Genomic DNA, 20,494 nt, shown 5'->3' with positions numbered 1-20,494 from the left:
AACATCAACCACTCCAGCGATGTTCGTGCCGCAATGACATACATACACTCCTACCTTGGCCATCTTTACCTCCTTAAATTAACAAAAAAGAATGGAATTACCAAATTGTAACCGGCTTGATCATTTTATCTTTCATTGCCTAAACATCTTTAGCGTCTGAAAAGTCAAATCATTTTTTTTTATTCAAATAGACAATATAAATAGAAAAAATACATAAATAAGAGTCGTTAATCGTCCTTTTAAATAACTACTTTTTTAATCTATTAGAAAAGTTGATAGTAAGGTGTTTTTTGATATTATCTCATTTTTTGTAACACCTTGTCAGTACGCATTTGTTTTTTTTCTTAAAAAATATAAACATAATTTAAAATAATTTTATCAACTTTTTGGCAAAAAAGTGACGACCAGGGAAGAGAAGGTTCTAAAAATGGGAAAATGAAATATGATGTTGTGGAGAGGTTAGAAGAGTCTGTGGCCAAACCCCATTTTTACTACCAGATTAGAAATCCTGGTTTCTTGAAAGCATTGCAAAGGGCAGGGTAAGCCATCTTGGCAAAGCTTGCGGACAAGCAGAGCATCGGGGTGACAAAGGTAAATATTTGGGACTATTTGCCATAACTATCGACAATAAAAAGATGTTCATTTATCCCAAGTGGACCATTATGCTCTGCCCGCAAGCAAGCCTTAGATGGGTCCAGGCATTTGCACCAGCTTGAAAGAAATCAGGATTGAAAAAAAAATATGAAAAATTGTCCCCTTAAGTAGGGTTTGGCCACAGACTCATAAGGGAAGGCTTGGGGAGTGAAAAAGGTAAACGGTTTGGCGGTTGGAGGGGCAGTTCGCGAACCGCCCCTATTTCTGCTGATTAGCTATTCATTTCTCATCTTTCCATTGGGCATCATATCGTCAGGAGGAGGAGTTCCATGTTTTTTGCGATATTTTTTACGCTCGCACTCATCCATTTTTGTCCCTTTGCAATATGTATTAATAAAACCTTTGAGCAAAATCTCATTAGAGCCTGCGTATTTTTTAAAAAAGCCACATTTTTTCAGTAGTTCGCATTCTAGTTCTTCACCTCTAGCTAACTGATATTGTTTGACCAACTGATTCAATCTATCAGCTAGAGCTAAAAGATTTTGACTAAATGAAAGAACATTGCTGCTAGAAGTAATCATGGCTGAGGTTGCACTATTTATCTCAGCGATATCCCTGGCAATGGTTTCGGCTGTTGAGGAGCTTTCAGCTACATTTTCAGTCACTTCGGAAATACCCACTGCTGCTTCGCCAATATTATTGGCAATTTCTTTAGTAGTGACAGATTGATCTTCAACTGCTGCAGCAATGCTCGTTATGATCTCGTCAATATCTTTAATTACTGCGCTTATATCCTCAATCTCCTGAACAGTCATACCAGTAGCTTGCTGGATGCTAAGTATTTTAAGCTTAATTTCCTCAGTAGCTTTGGCTGTCTGCTGGGCAAGCTCTTTGATCTCATTGGCCACCACGGCAAATCCTTTTCCGGCCTCACCTGCCCGAGCCGCCTCAATGGTAGCGTTTAGAGCTAACAAGTTGGTCTGTGATGCAATAGCCGTAATGGTTTCTGTAACCTTGTCAATCTCACTGGCTGCCTGACCAAGCTCATTCACTCGCTCCGAAGCCTCTGAAGCTTTGGCCACCGCACTGTTGGCCACATTTTGGGCTTTGGAAGTTTTCTGGGCTATATCAGAAATGGTTGAACTAATCTCTTCAGATGCTGTGGCCACAGTATTTATATTGGTTGAAGCCTGTTCCATAGCCGCGGCAACAGAATTCATATTGACGCTCATCTCCTCAGCAGCGGTTGCAGCAAGATTAACCCGGGAGGATGTCTGCTCTGCATTTTTGTTTATTTCCTCAGCAATTAAAGTTAGTTCCGAGGAAGAGGAAGATAACGAACCAACGCCATCTGCAATCTCCTTGAGCATAGCCGTAAATTTCTCAATCATTACTTTAAAAGAACGGGTAAGATTGCCAATAGCGTCATCTGCCTCATAGGAAAATTGAACCTGAAAATCGCCCTGAGCTATCTGCTCGCTTTGTTTTGCCAAAATGTTTAAAGGCTTAATGATAGTGCGCATGATGAACCATAATAAGAGTGAGCCAATTCCTAATGCACCCAATAAAACAATAATGTTGCTGAGAACTATTTTTTTACCAAGTCCCTGAAGCATTTGAGACCGAGTCAGTTCCACACCTAAGTACCAATCCCATGGCTTATAATAACGAATAAAACTGACTTTTTTCAGTCCATTATCCTCATACTCGATTAAACCGTTTTTGTTTTTGGAAAAGGCATTGCCAAAAGAAAGTGAAAAGATATTTTTTCCCTGCAATTTTGTATCGGGATGGATAAGAATCGTGCCCTTGGAATTGTAGGCATAAACTGTGCCTTCACAACTTGCGGTTGTATCAAGGATAAAAGACTTTAGCTAAGGGGTTAAAACTTTTCGGCCCACGTAAATAACAGCAACGATCTGGCCGGTATTATCACGAAGAGGTTTATAGGCAGTAAGGTACCAATCATTTACTACATATGCACGACCATAAAAAGTCTCTCCGCTCATAACAGTTTTATAAACCGGACTATCTGAAGGGATATAAGTGCCCACAGCCCGTGAACCATCTAACCTTCTCACATTGGTTGAAACACGCAAAAGTTTTCCGGGCAAAACTTGAAAAATGGTTGCTGTACCGCCCACAAGCTGTTTTATTTTGTCCACAACTTCAAAGTTATCATTAATGACCATCTGACCTATTTTCAAAGTCGGGATAAAAACATCTTCCTTTTGCTTGGTCACCTGATTGACAATAGTCATGCTTATCATCCGGCTTTTATCCAGATACACATCTCCCAACAGGCTTAAATCTTTATCCATTAAAGCCAAGTCTGTTTTTAACTTTTCCTGAGTCAGATCATTTTGCATTTTTAGTGTATTATAAACAGTCTGAGAAATAGACTTAAGAGACGATGCACCCATCCGGAAAAGATTGTTTTTAACTTGATAAAAATTAATCAGACTGACACTAAGTAGTGCCACCAGAAACATCAACAATACGCCAACAAACAGCTTAGTCGTAAATTTTACTTTTGTGAGCATACTGCTTCTCCCTATTGGCTATATCTTAAATCTTCCTACAAGCTCATCTAACTTTCTAGCTAAGTTTAGAAGCTCTTTAGCGCTTAAATTTACCTGTGCACTCATATCAGACAACTTATTCGTTGCTTGATTCACTTCGGTTATCTCATTGGAGATTTCTGAAGAAGCTACAGAACTTTTGGCTACATTTTCCGTTACTTCTTGAACACCCAAAGAGGCTTCGGAAACATTAGAGGCTATCTCATTAGTAGTCACAGCCTGTTTATCTAAAGCTTCTACAATGGACGAAACAACCTCGTTCACCTCTTTAATAACTTGTGAAATTTCAACAACTTCTGAAACCGTTCCTTTAGTTGAAGCCTGAATGCCCTCAATCTTGTTTTTAATCTCTTCACTGGAGGCAGCTGTCTGTTTAGCCAACTCTTTAATCTCATTGGCAACAACAGCGAATCCTTTACCGGCATCTCCCGCACGTGCAGCCTCAATAGTGGCGTTTAGAGCCAGAAGATTGGTTTGTTCAGAAATGGCCTTGATGGTATCGGTGATAGTAGTAATTTCCTGGGCCGCCCTGCCCAGCTTTTCTATTTTCCCGGATGCACTTTCAGCTTGCAAAACGGCCTGGGAGGTAATTGTCCGTGTTTTATCTGTCTGCTCAACAACCTCATTAATAGCTTCAGACATCTGTTGAGCAGCAGTAGCAATCAAACTTATATTTGTAGAAGCTTGCTCCATGGCTGCGGCTACAGAGTTCATATTAGAGCTTACTTCTTCAGAGGCAGCAGCTACCGTATTTGATTTATTTAACATATTTTCAGTTTCAGAGGAAATCTGTACAGAAAGTTGAGACAAATTTGTAGATGAGGAATTTAAAGTCCGAGTGTTACCGACAATATCTTTAATCATTGTTTGGAGATTCTCCACAAATCCATTAAAGTACTGGGCTAATCTTCCTATCTCATCCTGACTGTGAACTTTAATACGTGCTGTAAGGTCTCCCTCACCTTGAGCTATCTCTTTTAATGCGTTTGCAACGTTTGTGATCGGATTGACAACCACTTTTTTAATAAAAAACCAGATGACCGCTATTAAAAGAAAAAGTCCCGCCAGAGAAATGACTACGATTTCATATAATTGGTTTTGAATATTGGTCATGGTATCAGTTATATCCTGCATAACAATCATCTCACCTAGAATAGGTTGAGTCGTTCCATGACAATGATAGCAGCTTGGCTCATTTTTTATGGTTATAGTTTTAATGAAATAGTCTTGATTCTTAACTCGTGTCATAAGGCTAGATTGCTTAATTTCTTTTAGGCCAGAGGCAACTAGACCGGTGATATCCTTTTGGGGGTAAAGGGAAATAAAATCTTTGCGAACTGCATCAGGGTTTGTACTGTAAGTTATGTTGCCTTTATAGTTAGTTAAATAAATAGAAGTTTTTTTGTCTTTTTGAGCAAGTGTTTTAAATTCATGTTTGGTACCTTTATCATCACCGACAACCATAGGTTTTTCAATGGCCAGCTTCATTAATTCAGCTTCTTGGGTACAGGACAAGCTAATTTGATTTATTAAAGCAGCCTTTTGTCGATATGTTATAAAAGTTATCAATGCGGAAAATACCAACAGTGACATCACACTAATCAAGAGTAAAATTTTTACATTGAGGCTTTGCTTTATGAAGCCAAACATCATAGTTCCTTTTTTATTATTCAAGTTCAAAGTTAACTGTTCAACTTTATTTAACTTTCTTAACTTACTATCTTCTCATCTTCGTTTTATCATTGATATTAGTGTGCCCCTGCACAAATCAAAGGCCGGAAATCAAATGTCTGTACCCGTTCTTGATTATGACAGCGAGTACAGTCCTTCTCTGTTAAATCCCTTTTGATAAGTTCCGGGTCACCATCAGCCTCTATATGGGCCTTGCCCGGGCCATGACAGGTCTCACAACCTACATCAGCAAGATGAGGGGTTTGTTCTATATTGACAAATCCTCCTGGTTGGCCGTGCCCGGTTGTATGACATTGATAACATCCTTCAATTTCTTCAGAAGTTAAGTCTGAGGCCATGATCTTTATACTTTTCCAGGACTTGGCTTTTTTAGAATAAGTAGTAAATTTATTATATTCATCTTCGTGGCATTCCCCACATTTGGCCGAACCTACATAAGAATTATTTTGGGCAAAACAGGTAACAGCAGGCAAAGCAAGTACAACCAAGCTTATGAAAAAAAGTTTCGCTTTTCTTCTCATTATAAAAGCCCCTCTTATCGTAATCAAAATTTAATGAACTAAAAACCACCTAAGTTGAGCGATTTTTTTGCAGTTTAACGTTTGAGGTTCTTCGCTCCACTTTTTTTCGCTCGCAATGACAAGGGCGAGATTGTCATTGCGAGGGCAGCGAAGCTGCCCGTGGCAATCTCTCCCATTGGGTTAAAATCGCTGGCTCAAAGTGTACTTTTATTCCAATGTGTTTAATACAAAGCCAAATAAAAAATCACTCAACTTAGGAGATGCAACTGCAATAATTAAAATTTTACAGTTTTGATAAACATCTCCATCTTGTAACCTATTCAAATAATTCAACATTCATCATTCAAAATTCAACATTGCCTGCAAAAAATCCCTTTTTGCAGGCGCATCTTAGGAAGTAATTTTTTACAAAAGAGACATAGAAAATCTTGGCTGGTCTGATTTATATTTTAAATTTTTCGATCAATGTCCGTAAATTTTCTGCCAAATCAAGCAACTTTTCAGAACTGTTCTTGAGCTGACTGCTACTATTATCTATTTCCTCGGCCCGGCTATACACGTCAGATATATCCCTTGCGATTTCACCGGAAACAGACGAACTCTGTGCCACGTTTTCATTAATTTCCTGAATGCCTGTCGCAGCCTGACTGATATTTTCAGCCATGTCTTTGGTCGTGGTAGTTTGCTCCTGGACAGCTGCGGCTATGGTCGAGACTATCTCGTTTACTTCATTGATTACCATTAAAATCTGTTCAATGTCGTCCACTGCATTATTGGTTGACTCCTGAATAGCATGAATTCTCTGATTTATATCTTCAGTAGCCTCAGAGGTCTGTCTGGCCAGGTCTTTAATTTCGTTGGCCACTACAGCAAATCCTTTACCTGCCTCGCCTGCCCGTGCAGCCTCTATGGTCGCATTAAGAGCCAACAGATTGGTCTGGTTAGAAATCATATTGATAGTGTCGATAACTTCTCCGATTTTTTGAGCTGCTTTACCCAACTCTCCCACGTTGCTAGATGTTGTCTGGGCCTGTTCCACTGCCTTCGTGGTGATTTCTCTGGCCCTATCAGTATTTTGGGCTATCTGATCTATTGTTACACTCATCTCCTCTGTACCCGTGGCCACAGTGGTTATATTGTTTGAGGCATGCTCCATGGAGGTAGCTAAAGTAGACATATTTGCACTTAACTCTTCTGCTGCTGCAGCCACCATTTGTGCTTTCTCAGAAGTCTGTCCGGCTGCAGAAGAAAGCATGGTGGATATAGAAGAAAGGTCAGTAGAAGAAGAAGTCAGAGTCTGCACCCCTTGAATGACGTTATTAAATATATTGCGTAATTTTTTGGCCATTTCATTCAAGGCTTCGGCCAAGTCGCCTAATTCATCTCTTTGCTTGATGGATAGTTGTTGGGTAAAGTCTCCATTGGCCATCTTTTGTGCGAACTCAACTACCAGAGTAATAGGTCCTGAAATTGACTTATTGATCCAGAACCAGGTAAAGAGTATTATTAAAATGCCCAAACACAGTCCCAGGACTTCAACATAAAACAAAAGCTTTACTTTTTTCTCTGCCTGATCCTGCATCAAACCTACCGCCTTGTTCATGGCTTTTAACAAGGGAATATTATTTTTTAAAATATATTGAACCGCATTTGGATCATATGTCTTTAAGGCCTTCTGCAACTCTTTTTTAAACGGCATCCATAATTGTTTAACTTGTTTTAGCTGACTGGCTACAGGCTCTTTAGCCGAGGGGAGCATCCTTTTCTCACCATCAGGATCCAAAGTGACCGGAGCAGGTCCAGACTCGATTAGACTAGTCAAAGTAATATCAAAAAGCTCAATAGTATTTTTGAGGGATCTTACATGAGATTTGTCCACACGCCCTGCTTCTTTCATATTGTAAACAATATGCAGAATCTCTTTACTCATCTTCTGGGTTAGCATCCTCTGCCTTCCGGCTAAATTGATCACCAGTCCGTCACTTTTTTGTTTGGAGTTGATAAAAGAGGTGGCGACAAACATAAAAAGCGGTATGGAAAAAATAACCAACATGACTAGTAAAAATTTGTGCTTAATTTTCAAATTCATACGGATGCTCCTCTAATTATACTTTTAAAAATTGGTTAAACATTTATTCTATAAATTTTTACCCAAAAAATCGAAAAAATAAATATATTTTTAGCCTAATATAATGTGTCAGAAAATAATTCGTAACTCAAAATTATCTAGGCAAGCCTTTGGGGATCCAACTTTTCCAGTACGATTAAAATGCCAATAATCCAAGGATGATTATTGTTGTCAAGGACAAAATGAAAAATATCGAACAACTACAAAAAAGCTAACATTCTGGTAGGGCGACCCTTACAAAGAAATGAGATATTTCACGATAAACTTTTTAAGCTTCTTCTCTCCAAATACGCGCCCCAACTAAGGAAAGTTTTTCCTCCATTTTTTCGTATCCTCTGTCCAGATGGTATATCCTGTGCACTTCTGTCCGTCCTTTGGCTACCAGCCCGGCCAAGACCAGGCAGGCACTGGCGCGCAGATCCGAAGCCATGACTGGGGCGCCAATTAACTCCTTAACTCCGCGGACAATAGCACTTTGTCCACTTAATTTTATTTTAGCACCCAGCCTGACCAATTCCAGAACATGCATAAACCGGTTTTCAAAAATGGTTTCTTTGACCATGCTAGACCCTTCGGCAATACTCATTAAAGCCATAATCTGAGCCTGCATATCCGTAGGAAAACCAGGAAAAGGAAGGGTAACAATATCTGCACCGCTTAAAGGAGCGAACCTACGGACCAGTACTCCACTTTTGCCTTCCTGAATCCAAACCCCCATTTCTCTCAATTTATAGACTACTGCATCCAATTCATTAAATGGACATTCCTCCAGGAAAAGCTCTCCATCGGTTATAGCTGCTGCAACCATATAGGTACCAGCTTCAATACGATCAGGCATGATCCTGTATTTGCAGCTAGACAGCCTGGATACTCCCTGAATTCTGATTATACTTGTTCCATGTCCAGATATTTTGGCCCCGCATTTGTTTAAAAAATTGGCCAGATCAACCACCTCTGGTTCTCTGGCTGCATTTTCCAATATTGTCTCCCCTTCAGCCAGACAGGCGGCCATAAGTAGGTTTTCTGTTCCTCCTACAGTTGGAAAATCAAAGTGGATATGTGCACCTCTTAATTTCTGGCACCGGCCAATGATGTAGCCGGATTCCAGCTCAAACTCTGCTCCCATTTGCTCCAAGGCGCGCAAGTGCAAATCAACCGGTCTGGCTCCGATGGCACAACCTCCGGGAAGGGCAACTTTTGCCTGTCCCAAAATGCCCAATAGTGGCCCCAAGCAAAGGACTGAGGCCCGCATTGTCCGCACCAAGTCATAAGGGGCTTCTGGAAGCAATTTTTGAGGTTTTATCTTAACCCGCTCCTGCTCTTGTTCAACAGTACATCCGAGCAGGGACAAGAGCTTAATAGTTGTATTAATATCCCTTAAGTTGGGTACATTACTCAATTCCACCCCATCCTCAACCATAATTGAGGCCAGCAAAATGGGTAAAGCCGCGTTCTTTGACCCGCTTATTCTTATTCTCCCCTTTAAAGGCAAGCCGCCTTCAATAATTAATTTTTTCATTTACGTACTTTTGAGTTTGTTGTGTTTTCTAAGTTTACTGAGCCAATAAATCCCATCTAGTTAAAATAAGTTCAAAATTCAACGCTCAGATTAAGCAAGCAAAAAATTAACAAATGTCCTTCTAAAATAATCCAAAATCTAAAATTTTACACATCACCCTTAACGGGCTTGGGTGAAAAACCTTTCAAGACCTGTTATCTTCACAAGACAACACCCTCCTTACTTGAATATAACTATCTGTTTTTACTTTATTTTTTTACACAATCTCCGTATAGAACTGAATGAATGAGACCGTGCTCTTATAAATTTGTATATTGAATTTTGAGTTGTTTTGACATATCTGCAGGCAAAAAAATCATCAGCGACTAATTGTCACCGAACATAACTTTTTTTAATCACAACGTAAACTACTGCAAAAACAAAATTTTTGCAGGAAAATCAACAAGAAAACGAAGAAAAGGAGAGCAAAAATGATCTATGACGTTCAAAATGAAACTCTACCCCGGGATGAGTTGGAGCAGTTACAGCTAAAACGTTTGCGGTATCTTGTGGAAAAAGTTTATTATAATGTTCCCTTTTATCGGCAAAAATTTTCTGAGTTAAATATTAAACCCGAGCATATTAAAAGTCTATCCGATTTAAAATATCTTCCTTTCACTGAAAAACAGGATCTGCGAAACAACTATCCTTTTGGTCTCTTTGCCGTGCCCAAAGAAAATGTGGTTCGGGTCCATGCTTCTTCAGGCACTACCGGCAAGGCTACTGTCGTTGGATATACACAGCGCGATGTAAATAATTGGGCCAACTTAATGGCCAGGTCCTTTGTCGCTGCCGGGGTGACCAGAGCGGATACTGTCCACAATGCCTATGGCTATGGCTTGTTTACCGGTGGCCTGGGAGCCCACTATGGTGCAGAAGTATTAGGGGCAACAATTATCCCTATCTCCGGAGGTGGAACTAAAAGGCAAGTCATGCTCATGCGCGACTTTGGTTCCACAGTGCTTTGCTGTACACCATCCTACAGCCTTTATCTTTACGAGACTGCCATTGCTAATGGCATTGATGTCCGCGATTTAAAACTCAGAATCGGTATATTTGGGGCGGAACCCTGGACCGAAGAAATGCGTAATGAAATACAAAACAAATTTGGCATAAAAGCCATTGATATTTATGGGTTATCAGAAATAATGGGACCAGGGGTAGCCATTGAATGTCATACGGCTCAGGATGGTTTGCATATATGGGAGGACCACTTTATTGCTGAAATTATCGATCCGGAAACCGGAGAAAATCTGCCCCTGGGTGAAATAGGTGAATTGGTTATAACTACCCTGACAAAAGAGGCCCAACCGTTAATCCGTTATCGTACCAGAGATATCACCCGCATCAATCCTATTCCTTGCAAATGCGGTCGAACTCATTATAGAATTGAAAGGATAAAAGGACGTAGTGATGATATGCTCATCATCCGCGGGGTGAATGTCTTTCCATCTCAAATTGAAAGTATCTTATTAGAAACCGAAGGACTGGCTCCTCATTATCAATTGATAATAGATCGGGAAGGAACCATGGATACTCTCGAAATCCAAGTGGAAGTGGATGAAAAGCTCTTTTCTGATGAAATCAAGCACCTGCAAAGGCTGGAAAAGAAAATCCAGTCTAATATAAAAGAATTTCTTGGTGTCACTGCCAGAATCAAATTGGTTGAGCCGCAAACAATTTCGCGCTCCGAGGGCAAAGCCAAACGTCTTATTGACCGAAGAAAAAAAAGCGAAGAGTGAACTAAAACAGGCTAAATATATGACTAAAGCACTTGGCCTTTTCTCTTTCACTCATGTTCACACTAAATTTTTATCAGCTATTAACTTATATGGAGGGTTAAAAAATGAAAGTGGAGCAACTCTCTGTTTTCTTAGAAAATAGAGAAGGAAGATTGACTGATGTGACCAAAACTTTGGCTGAGGCAGGAATAAATATCCGTGCCCTATCACTGGCTGATACCTCGGATTTCGGTATCCTACGCCTTATTGTCAGTGACTACGAAAAGGCCAAAAAAGCTCTGAAAGATGACGGTTTTACAGTTGGGCGGACTAATGTAGTAGCAGTAGAAGTAGAAGATAAGCCGGGTGGATTGCATAAAATTTTGTCCCTACTCAGTGAAAACGGGGTCAATGTCGAATACATGTATGCCTTTGTGCAACAAAACGGCAAAAATGCTGTTCTGATCTTCCGTTTTGACCGCACTGATGAGGCCATTAAAATTTTCCAGGAACATGGAGTGCGTATTGTTCCGGGCAAAGAATTGTATAGTATGCAAGATAGTGTGACAAAAGGAAGAGATATGAGTTGAATAGAGTATAAGCCCTATTTGTTTTTTAAAAAACAAGCCTGACGAGAAACGCTGGTCGAAAAGGGGCATGGCATGCCATGCTCCTGCAACTATAGAACCTGTGACCTAACCTTTTTATCAACTCATTTTCCATGGTTTATTTCAGTCTTGGCTTCTTTCATGCTGGTACAAAGACTTGGACCCATCTAAAGCTTGCTTGCGGACAGAGCATAATGGGATACTTCGGGTAAACAAATAGTCTTTTATTATCGATAGTTATGGTCAGTATACAAACTATTTAGCCCATTCATCCCGATGTTCTGTTCTTCCGCAAGCATCACTAAGATTGGGTTACCCAAGCCATTTGTAATGCATTTCAGAAACCAAGACTTTCAACCAGCAGTTAAAATAGGGTTTGCCCACAGGCTCTATAGAGTTCACTGGTCTATCTCCAATCATAAATCCCCCCTTAATCTATTTCCAAGCAAGCAATCCCATATTTTTAGCTCTGATCTGAATAGATATGCACGCACAAAAAATTATTTACCAAACTAGTATGACTCTGTGGCCAACCCCCATTTTGACTACCAGATTAGAAATCAGGATTGAAAAAAATTATGAAAAATTGTCCTCTTAAATAGGGTTTGCTCACAGACTCTACTAGCCCAAATCTGACCCTCGACTACTTTTCGAGAAATTCTCTTATTTTTGACTTGGCAGGGATGCAAACTTGTGCTATTTTGCACAAGCAAAGATTACCGAGACAAAAAATGTCAAAAAATTAATAGATTAGGGGGCCTTTTTCAAGAAAATCTTTTATTTTTAACTTGGCAGACATTTAAACTTGTGCTATTTTGCACAATCAATGCTTGTTAAGGGAAAAAATTAATATAATTTTAGGAGGTAAATCATGGCTGTGTATGTTTTTGGTCACAAAAATCCGGATAGCGATTCTATCTGCGCTGCCATTGCTGTCGCTGATTTAAAAAGCAAATTAGGAGTAGAGGCAGTTGCTGCTGCTCAGGGCGAACTCAATCCTGAATCTAAATTTGTTTTGGATAAGTTCGGTCTTGATGCTCCGGAAATCATTTCTTCCGGTGAAGGCAAACAGGTAATCTTAGTTGACCATTCTGATCTGGCTCAAAGCCTGGATGATCTAGGAAAAGCTGAAATTCTGGGCATAATTGACCACCATAAATTAGGCGATGTGACTACTCCCAACCCCTTAGAGTGCTGGATCTGGCCTGTTGGTTGCACATGTACAGTTATTAAATCTATGTATGATTTTTTTGGTGTTGAAATACCCAAAAATATCGCCGGCATCATGCTCTGCGCCATTTTAAGTGACACAGTCATCTTCAAGTCCGCCACCTGTACAGACAAGGATAAGGAAGCTGCCGAAGCTTTGGCTAAAATCGCTGGCGTAGACGATCTTATGGGGCTAGGCATGGAAATGTTCAAGGTCAAATCTGCTGTAGAAGGTACACCTGCTAAAGACCTGCTGTTCAGAGACTATAAAGACTTTGATATGAGTGGCAACAAGGTCGGAATCGGTCAATTGGAAGTCGTTGATTTATCCATTTTAGAACCAGTCAAAGATGCCCTTTACGAAGAAATGAAAAAGGCCAAAGAAGAAGGTGGCCGTCACTCAGTCTTCTTGCTGCTTACAGACATTATGAAAGAAGGTTCTGAGATGCTTATTGTATCTGATGACGTTTCCGTGGTAGAAAAGGCCTTTGGCAAAGCTCCGGAAGGCAACTCTGTATGGCTGGAAGGAGTTATGAGCCGTAAGAAACAAGTAGTGCCTAACTTTGAAAAAGCCTTCGCAGGCTAAGTCAAAGACTTATCATTTACCAAAAAAATCCCGGTCAGCGCCGGGATTTTTTTTTGGCATAAAACCATATTCAACACCCGTCATTCATAACGAAGCGCCTTCATTAAGGCTCTTTTTTCTAAAGCTCTCATGTAAGTTGCATTGATGACATGAATGCGCTAGTTTGATTTTCAAAAATTAAACCTAAAACTATAAATTTAGCCCAAAATGAATGAAAATTTTTTACACCCCCTTTTTAACCCCAGGCAAGTAGCTATTGTCGGTGCTTCCAACACCCCTGGCAAAATCGGTTACTCCATTACTCAAAACATGTTGGAAGCTGGATTTAAAGGAAAAATTTTCCCTGTTAATCCAAAGGCTGACGAAATCCTGGGCTTAAAGGTAACTAAAAATATCAAAGACCTGCCTAAAGGACTCGACCTGGCTGTAATTTGTATTCCCAGAGAATTTGTCATTTCAGCTATAGAAGAGCTGGGACGTATAAAAACTAATGCTGCCATCGTCATAACCGCAGGGTTTAAAGAAGTTGGAAGAGAAGGATACTATCTGGAAGAAAAGTTAATTCAACTTGCTCGCAAGTATAATATAGCCCTACTTGGTCCTAACTGTTTGGGCATGATCAACCCACATGGACTCGTCAATGCGTCTTTTGCAGCAGGTCAGCCTAAACAGGGAAACATTGCCTTTTTTTCTCAGTCAGGTGCCTTATGCGTGGCTATTCTGGACTGGGCTTTTGGGGAAAACATAGGTTTTTCCAAATTCATCAGTTTAGGTAACAAAGCTGTTTTAGATGAGGCAGACATGATTGCCTATCTAGGCCAGGATGATCATACCAGGGTCATTCTGGGTTATATAGAAAATGTCTGCGACGGTTCAAAATTTATCAAGCTAGCCCAAAACGTAAGCTTTAAAAAACCAATTATAATTATCAAATCCGGAACAACAGCTGCCGGGGCAAAGGCAGCCTCTTCACACACCGGAGCCATTGCCGGTTCTGATCAAGCTTATAGTGCAGCGTTTCAAAAAAGCGGAATTATCAGGGCCCACAATGTTGAAACCTTGTTCAATCTGGCCCAGGCTTTTTCTAATCAGCCCCTGCCGCAAGGCGCCAATCTAGCCATCCTGACCAACTCTGGTGGCCCTGGAATTATGGCAGCTGATGCCTGTGAAAAGTCATCTTTACACATGGCCTCTATCTCTCCTTCCACTGTAAAAAAAATGCAAGAGTTTCTCCCTCCCTATGCATCTTTATATAATCCAATTGATATTATCGGAGACGCAGGCGCCAAGAGGTATATCAGGACCCTCAAGACACTAGTCGAAGACCCAAATATCCATTCTATTCTGGTTTTGCTTAGCCCCACCTCAAAGGCTGCAGATGAGATCGAAGAAATCAGCAAAGGTATTGTTTACATCGCTCATAAAGCAAACAAGCCTATCTTTGCATGCTTTATGGGCAAAAATCGAGTGTCCGTCGGCCAAAAAATTCTCCAAGATGGTGGCGTGCCCTGCTATGCCTTTCCTGAGCCAGCAATAAAAAGCATCGAGGCTATGTACAAGCACTATCGGTGGAAAACACATCCCTGCCCTCTCCCTGTTGAGTTGCCCAGAAATAAAGCCCAAGCAGAAAAGGTCATCCAAAAGGCAAGAGACTTGGGACAAAATGAAATTGTAGAGTTTCAAGCACAGGAAATTCTCAAATCATATAATCTACCAATTCCAAAAACCTTACTTGCTCGTTCAAGTGATGAAGCTTGTCAATTTGCTGCTCAAATTGGTTTTCCCGTAGTTTTAAAAATTGCTTCCCCGGACATCTCACATAAAACTGACGTGGGAGGAGTTAAAGTTGAGCTAGAAGATGAGAAAGAAGTACGCAATGCTTTTTTAGAGATCACTGCCAGGGCACAACGACTGAGGCGAGACGCATACATTTTAGGTTGTTTAGTTCAGGAAATGGCTCCGAAAGGATGTAAAGAAATCATTGTCGGGTTTAAGCGGGACGAGCAGTTTGGTCCGCTAATCATGTTCGGTTTGGGTGGTATCTATGTTGAAGTCTTAAAAGATATTTCGTTTCGCCTGGCCCCCTTGACCAGGGAAGATGCCCGGAACATGATTCGGGAAGTCAAGTCCTACATGCTGCTCAAAGGTTTTCGCGGAGAACCAGCCATAAACTTCCAGGTGCTAGAAAACATCCTTCTGACCATGTCCCAATTGTCCATGGACTTTCCGGAAATTTTTGAAGCAGAATTCAATCCTGTTTTGGTTAATAATGAAAGGGCTATCGTGGCTGACGTGCGGATGACTTTGGCTTAAGAAATATGTAATCAGGCAATGCCTAAAATTTTACTTATCACCTGGGCCACATCATCAATGGTGTAGGGTTTAGCCAGAACTCCCACAAAACCGTACTCCTTGTACTTGGCCATGACCTGATCCTGGGAATAACCACTGGAAGCAATGGCCTTGGCCTTAGGATCAATCTTTAAAAGCTCACTCACAGCCTCTTTTCCACCCATACCTCCGGGAACAGTTAAATCCATAATTACCACATCATAACTCTGTCCTCTATACATGGCCTGTTTATATTTTTCCAGCATTTCACGGCCATCCTTTGATAGATCAACATCATAACCTAAAAATTCAAGAGCATCGGCCATAACATCCAGAATTTCCTGTTCATCATCCATAACCAGAATCCTGCCATGGCCTTTTGTGAGATGAGATTCAGTTTTCTGCTTTGTGATTGCTTTCGACTGCTCATCGCTGGCCGGAAGATAGATAATAAACTCCGTGCCCTTACCTGGCTCAGAAATTACGTCAATAAACCCATCATGATTATTAATAATAGAATAAGCACTGGCAAGGCCAAGTCCGCTTCCCTTTTCTTTGGTCGTAAAGTAAGGATCAAAAATTTTATCCATGTACTCAGGGTCAATGCCAGAACCGGTATCCTTAACACTAATGCGTATATACTTACCGGGTGGAAGCGGAAGTGTTTTGTCTTGAAGCACAAAATTTTCTGCTCGAACTCTTAGTATCCCTCCCTCAGGCATGGCCTGCATAGCGTTAATAACCAAATTTTCCAAGACTTGTGAAATCTGTCCCGGGTCAATCTCCGCCGGCCAAAGAAAGGGATCTAAATCTATTTCTCGACCAATATTTGAACCGGCAAGAGTAAAGTTGATTACATCCTGAATCAACTGGTCAACAGATGTGGTCTCTTTTATGGGCGCCCCCCCTTTGGAAAAGGTTAAAAGTTGCTGGGTAAGTTGCTGGGCCCGTAGGGTTGCTTTGTACGCATCTTCGAGTCGTTTGAAATTCTTGCTCTCGGTGTCCAAGTCAATCTTGACCATCAAAATATTGTTTAAAATGGCTGTTAATTTATTATTAAAATCGTGGGCAATTCCACCAGCTAAAAGGCCGATAGACTCTAGCTTGTCTTTGCGCATCCTCTCTTCTTCCAGACGCATAAGCTCAGAAATATCCTGAAAAACCATGACTGCACCCTGGACTTGACTCTGGCGGTCATAAATGGGTGCAACTTTGAAGGCAATGTTTAGTTCTTCTCCCCTTGCATTCAGCAGGACCTCTTGCTTACGTTCCAATATCCGACCGTACTCTAAAGCTTCCTTAAGCGGAGAAAAATGTTTGTTATAATCTTTAATTTTGACAACATCAGCAAAATTTTTTCCTTTTATGTCATCTTGATCTATTTGTAGAAGTTGCTCAGCAACGCGATTTAAAAAGACAATTTTACAGTCTTTATCGGTTGTTACCACACCATCTCCAATACTCCTTAGAGTTACACTGAATAATTCTTTCTCCTCTTGAAGCATATTTTCATATTCATGTCTTATTTTTATCTCTTCTTTTAATATTTCATTTGTCTCTTCCAACTCTTTAGTCCTTTGCCTGACTTTTATCTCCATTTCATGGTATAGGTTATTCAATTTATTTTCAGTTTCTCTTCTTTTTGTTATATCTCTAAAAATTATAATAAAATTTCTTCCACATTCCAAATCCACCGACGAGATGCAAGCTTCAATAAATTTAACTTCGCCTTCTGATACATAATTAAACTCTTGACGTTTTACTTCACTTGAATCATTAAAATCATAATTTTTTGTCAAATCTACTCCTATAATTTTTTTTATATCTTGCTCAATTAAACGTTCATTATTAATATTAAACATTTCTTTAAACGATGAATTATAATGGAAAATTTTTCCAGATTCATCTATTACAGCAAGTCCATCAGCAATATTTTCAACAATAGCATTCATATATAAAACAACTTGCTGCAATTCTTCTGTAGCATTTTTGACCGCGTGTTGTAATCCACCAACAAAACTAGCCAATTCTCTAGCCATACTCTGCATGGTCCGAGCCAACTCACCAATCTCATCATCAGAATCTACAGTCACAGGGACATCAAATTTTCTGCGCCTTAAACTATGTGCATAATCTGTCAGTTTAACCAGAGGGTTGGATATGCGTTCTATAAGTATATACATAAAACCAACACTAAGAATAAAAATAACCAAGTTGAAAGTCTGGATCTTAACCAAAGATGACATGATTTTCTTATTTATAACGTCCAATTCCATTCCAATGTGGATAATGCCAGCCTTACCCATTAATACAGGTTTACGTATATCTATATGCTTTTTATCTTTTATAGTGACAATTCTATGTTCTCCTTCTGTTGAGTTAAAATAAAAAGGCGCCTCTTTTAGGTGAGTTATAAATTCTTCTGGAACATTGGGTACAAAGGTATGAGCCATAATCTTACCATTTTCATCATGAACAAATACATATCCAACTCCTTCTACCTGGAGATATTGATCAATAATTGATTGAATAATTGCCATATCATTCTTTAAAAAAACGTCTGGCAAAGACATTGAAATTGAGTTAGCCAGGGCATTAGCCTTGGTAATGTACTCACAAATAAGGTTTTTACGTAAGATATAGGCGGAAAAGAACGAAGACAAAGCAACCATGATTAAAAATATGACTAAAATATAGACCAGGGCTTTTTTAAACAACTTAGAGATGATCATTTCAGGAGCTCCTTAAATGATTTAAGGGGCTTTATTTGCCCATTCTGAAAAGTAATAAAATATACTTTATCTATTGGTTGTTGAAAGTAATAAGTATAAAAAACAATGCTATCTATCCCTAAATCAATCATGTTTAATCTACACATGGCCTCTGGAATTTCGGCACGCACCGGTTCACTACCCAAAGCCTCTAGTAATTTGACCACAAGTTTGGCATTTAAGAAACCTTCAAAGCTGACTGCCCCAAATTTTTTGCAGTTATAGCTACCATCATCAAACTCTTTAGGTATGGTAGGACGATATTTTTCCATACACATTTTGTATTCTTTTAGTGCGGGAAGATTCTTCTTCGTATAAAAGGGAACCACCTGAGAATTGACTAACTTTTGAGTATAGTTTTTTCCAGTTTTTTGCTCCAGCTCAAACAAAAGCTCGCTTTGAGACTCGGCATCTACAAAAGATATGTTGGCTATGGGTACATCGAGCCCAAGATCCCGTGCATCACGAATAAATCCTGCGGCTGCGGCATAAGCCGAGATACAAATAACGGCATCAACATCCTTTTCAAGAAAACTATTTACCTGCTCAACAAAGGAGTCAGTAAACTTTGCTCCACGTGAATAAGTAGCTTCTGCCTCTACTTCAAGACCATATTTGTGCAAGGCTTTTCGTATCCCCTGCCATCCCCCTCGACCATAGGCATCAATCTGGTAAAAAACACCGAACTTTTTTATACCTAAAGCGACAAAATTATCCACTAAAGCAGTTACCTCTTGGTCGTAGGACGCTCGCAAGTTATACACGAACTTATTGTAAGGTGGCTGGCGCATGGGGTTGGCGCCGGTAAAGGGACAAAAAAGATAAATATGTTTTGAAGAATACTTTTGCAACAAAGGTAAAATCCTGGTAGTTGTCGGCGTACCTACATAATCAAAAAGTAAAAAAACTTTGTCCTTTTCCACTAGGTTAATAGTATTTATGAGTGCAGGATTAGGATTATAACCGTCATCATAACCCTTAATGTAAATTTTATTACCATTTACCCCACCTTGATCATTAATAAAATCAAAGTAGGCTTTTGAACCACGATAAAGCTCAATACCCAAACTCCTTGTCGGACCGGTAAAGGCCCCGGACATTCCCAGGTAAATATCACGCGCATGAACAGATATATTCAACCAGAAAGTTGCACAGAGAAAAATTATCGTGCAAAAAAGTTGTCTCATACTTTCCTCTTTTGAGTTTCCATTCTTAAATTTAAACTTAAGCCGGTATTGTCGTATTAAACTTTATCCTAATTCATGTTTCAATTAGAAAATTCTGTCACAGTTGATAAACACTCCCTTCCAGATGATAAAAATTTTGCAGGGACATATGACAAGCAATGCAATCAGTTTAAATTTACTTTATTTTCAACGGGATATTTTTTTGATAGATAGACCCCCAACTAATAATTAACCTGAACACCTGCTAAATTTTGTAAAAATTATTGAAAAATTTTAATCAAAATATAATTTTTTTCTATACTTGCCATTATTTATCTCAAAATTCAAGTTAAAAATAAAAATTAAATTCAAGCATGGATAGAGGACGAAAAAATGAAGCAAAACAGATACAATAAGATAGTTCGTCATTTTATCCAGGAAGAGAAAGGCTGTCTTATGATCGTCTCCGAAGACCATTTGATTTTTAAAACGATCATAGCTACTTTTAAATTTCTTGGGTTGGACAATCGGACTATCTTCCGTTCCTCTAACTTGCGCAAATCAATTGACGAAGCCAAAGATCTTTTGACTAAGTATAATAAAATTATTTTTTTTATAGAAGCATATATTCAAGGACAAAGCAATGTTTTACAATTAAACACTTTAAAAAATATTTTTAAAGAGCGTTGCAAAATAATCTGTTTGACTGTGGAGGTTGAGCGAGAATACATTATCCAAATATATGAAATGGGAGCAGACAATGTTATTGTTAAGCCTATATCTGTAAATTCTCTAATTCAAAAGCTTGCCCTGACTTTAAATCCAGATAATAATTGGTCGAAAAAAGTAGATGAATGTAAGACTCTAATCCAGATGGGTAAATTATCAGAAGCCGAAAAAATAACGGAGGACTTTCTCAAACAAAAACCTGACAGTGCTATTGCTCTCATCACTAGTGTCCGGTTAAAAATATTTCAATAAAGGCAATAAGTTAGGCGATTTGTTTCGTTGTTCATTTTGTTCATGT

The 20,494-nt window shown here is 39.4% G+C and carries 12 protein-coding genes and 1 pseudogene; 5 read left to right on the top strand and 8 right to left on the bottom strand.

Translation table 11 applies throughout. The annotated features are described in order from the left end of the window. Positions 1-869: 869 nt before the first annotated feature. The 6 genes and pseudogenes from KFV02_RS10490 to murA form a co-directional block, all read right to left on the bottom strand. On the bottom strand, positions 870-1,814 hold the full coding sequence (locus tag KFV02_RS10490) for a methyl-accepting chemotaxis protein (RefSeq protein ID WP_353617341.1): 945 nt from the start codon (positions 1,812-1,814) through the stop codon (positions 870-872). A gap of 171 nt (positions 1,815-1,985) precedes the next feature. Continuing rightward, positions 1,986-3,086, bottom strand: a pseudogene (locus tag KFV02_RS10485) (Cache 3/Cache 2 fusion domain-containing protein); the annotation flags it as partial. 69 nt (positions 3,087-3,155) lie between these two features. Next, positions 3,156-4,856, bottom strand: a complete 1,701-nt coding sequence (locus tag KFV02_RS10480; RefSeq protein ID WP_252381506.1) for a methyl-accepting chemotaxis protein — start codon at positions 4,854-4,856, stop codon at positions 3,156-3,158. Positions 4,857-4,924: 68 nt separating this feature from the next. Continuing rightward, a complete protein-coding gene (locus KFV02_RS10475) occupies positions 4,925-5,389 on the bottom strand; it encodes a cytochrome c family protein (RefSeq protein WP_252381505.1) in 465 nt (154 codons plus the stop codon). 442 nt (positions 5,390-5,831) lie between these two features. After that, positions 5,832-7,478: a methyl-accepting chemotaxis protein gene (locus KFV02_RS10470; RefSeq protein WP_252381504.1), complete on the bottom strand. Its 1,647-nt coding sequence runs from the start codon at positions 7,476-7,478 to the stop codon at positions 5,832-5,834. Positions 7,479-7,785: 307 nt separating this feature from the next. Next, the gene (murA, locus tag KFV02_RS10465; RefSeq protein WP_252381503.1) at positions 7,786-9,036 is read right to left on the bottom strand and encodes a UDP-N-acetylglucosamine 1-carboxyvinyltransferase; all 1,251 of its coding nucleotides are present in this window, start codon (positions 9,034-9,036) and stop codon (positions 7,786-7,788) included. Between the two features lie 470 nt (positions 9,037-9,506). On the opposite strand from murA, the gene KFV02_RS10460 reads away from it, so the two are divergent. From KFV02_RS10460 to acs, 4 genes are all read left to right on the top strand, one after another. Beyond that, positions 9,507-10,817, top strand: a complete 1,311-nt coding sequence (locus KFV02_RS10460; RefSeq protein WP_252381502.1) for a phenylacetate--CoA ligase family protein — start codon at positions 9,507-9,509, stop codon at positions 10,815-10,817. Positions 10,818-10,921: 104 nt separating this feature from the next. Beyond that, a complete protein-coding gene (locus KFV02_RS10455; RefSeq protein ID WP_252381501.1) occupies positions 10,922-11,386 on the top strand; it encodes an ACT domain-containing protein in 465 nt (154 codons plus the stop codon). Between the two features lie 889 nt (positions 11,387-12,275). Further along, positions 12,276-13,199, top strand: coding sequence for a manganese-dependent inorganic pyrophosphatase (locus tag KFV02_RS10450; protein WP_252381500.1), 924 nt, complete (start codon positions 12,276-12,278; stop codon positions 13,197-13,199). A gap of 207 nt (positions 13,200-13,406) precedes the next feature. Then, positions 13,407-15,512, top strand: coding sequence for an acetate--CoA ligase alpha subunit (gene acs / locus KFV02_RS10445; protein WP_252381499.1), 2,106 nt, complete (start codon positions 13,407-13,409; stop codon positions 15,510-15,512). Between the two features lie 11 nt (positions 15,513-15,523). Here the strand turns inward: acs and KFV02_RS10440 are convergent, their stop codons facing one another. Next, on the bottom strand, positions 15,524-18,262 hold the full coding sequence (locus KFV02_RS10440) for a PAS domain S-box protein (RefSeq protein ID WP_252381498.1): 2,739 nt from the start codon (positions 18,260-18,262) through the stop codon (positions 15,524-15,526). Beyond that, positions 18,259-19,488 (bottom strand): ABC transporter substrate-binding protein, encoded by a 1,230-nt coding sequence (locus tag KFV02_RS10435; RefSeq protein WP_252381497.1) that lies wholly within the window; start codon positions 19,486-19,488, stop codon positions 18,259-18,261. The genes KFV02_RS10440 and KFV02_RS10435 overlap by 4 nt, the downstream gene beginning before the upstream one ends. Before the next feature lie 372 nt (positions 19,489-19,860). Here KFV02_RS10435 and KFV02_RS10430 point away from each other — a divergent pair, with 372 nt between their 5' ends. Next, positions 19,861-20,448: a hypothetical protein gene (locus KFV02_RS10430; RefSeq protein WP_252381496.1), complete on the top strand. Its 588-nt coding sequence runs from the start codon at positions 19,861-19,863 to the stop codon at positions 20,446-20,448. The last annotated feature ends 46 nt before the right edge of the window (positions 20,449-20,494 follow it).

This window comes from Desulfovulcanus ferrireducens (genome assembly GCF_018704065.1).
Lineage (GTDB): Bacteria > Desulfobacterota > Desulfovibrionia > Desulfovibrionales > Desulfonatronovibrionaceae > Desulfovulcanus > Desulfovulcanus ferrireducens.
The sequence above is the reverse complement of the archived record's forward strand: the minus strand, read 5'-3'. Positions and strand labels throughout refer to the sequence as shown.

Excerpts from the sequence above, each read along its gene's own strand:
- KFV02_RS10440 (WP_252381498.1), bottom strand. The coding sequence starts at position 18,262 with ATGATCATCTCTAAGTTGTTTAAAAAAGCCCTGGTCTATATTTTAGTC.
- KFV02_RS10450 (WP_252381500.1), top strand. The coding sequence starts at position 12,276 with ATGGCTGTGTATGTTTTTGGTCACAAAAATCCGGATAGCGATTCTATC.
- KFV02_RS10430 (WP_252381496.1), top strand. The coding sequence starts at position 19,861 with ATGAAGCAAAACAGATACAATAAGATAGTTCGTCATTTTATCCAGGAA.
- KFV02_RS10490 (WP_353617341.1), bottom strand. The coding sequence starts at position 1,814 with ATGAATTCTGTTGCCGCGGCTATGGAACAGGCTTCAACCAATATAAAT.
- KFV02_RS10435 (WP_252381497.1), bottom strand. The coding sequence starts at position 19,488 with ATGAGACAACTTTTTTGCACGATAATTTTTCTCTGTGCAACTTTCTGG.
- KFV02_RS10475 (WP_252381505.1), bottom strand. The coding sequence starts at position 5,389 with ATGAGAAGAAAAGCGAAACTTTTTTTCATAAGCTTGGTTGTACTTGCT.
- murA (WP_252381503.1), bottom strand. The coding sequence starts at position 9,036 with ATGAAAAAATTAATTATTGAAGGCGGCTTGCCTTTAAAGGGGAGAATA.
- KFV02_RS10460 (WP_252381502.1), top strand. The coding sequence starts at position 9,507 with ATGATCTATGACGTTCAAAATGAAACTCTACCCCGGGATGAGTTGGAG.
- acs (WP_252381499.1), top strand. The coding sequence starts at position 13,407 with ATGAATGAAAATTTTTTACACCCCCTTTTTAACCCCAGGCAAGTAGCT.
- KFV02_RS10455 (WP_252381501.1), top strand. The coding sequence starts at position 10,922 with ATGAAAGTGGAGCAACTCTCTGTTTTCTTAGAAAATAGAGAAGGAAGA.
- KFV02_RS10470 (WP_252381504.1), bottom strand. The coding sequence starts at position 7,478 with ATGAATTTGAAAATTAAGCACAAATTTTTACTAGTCATGTTGGTTATT.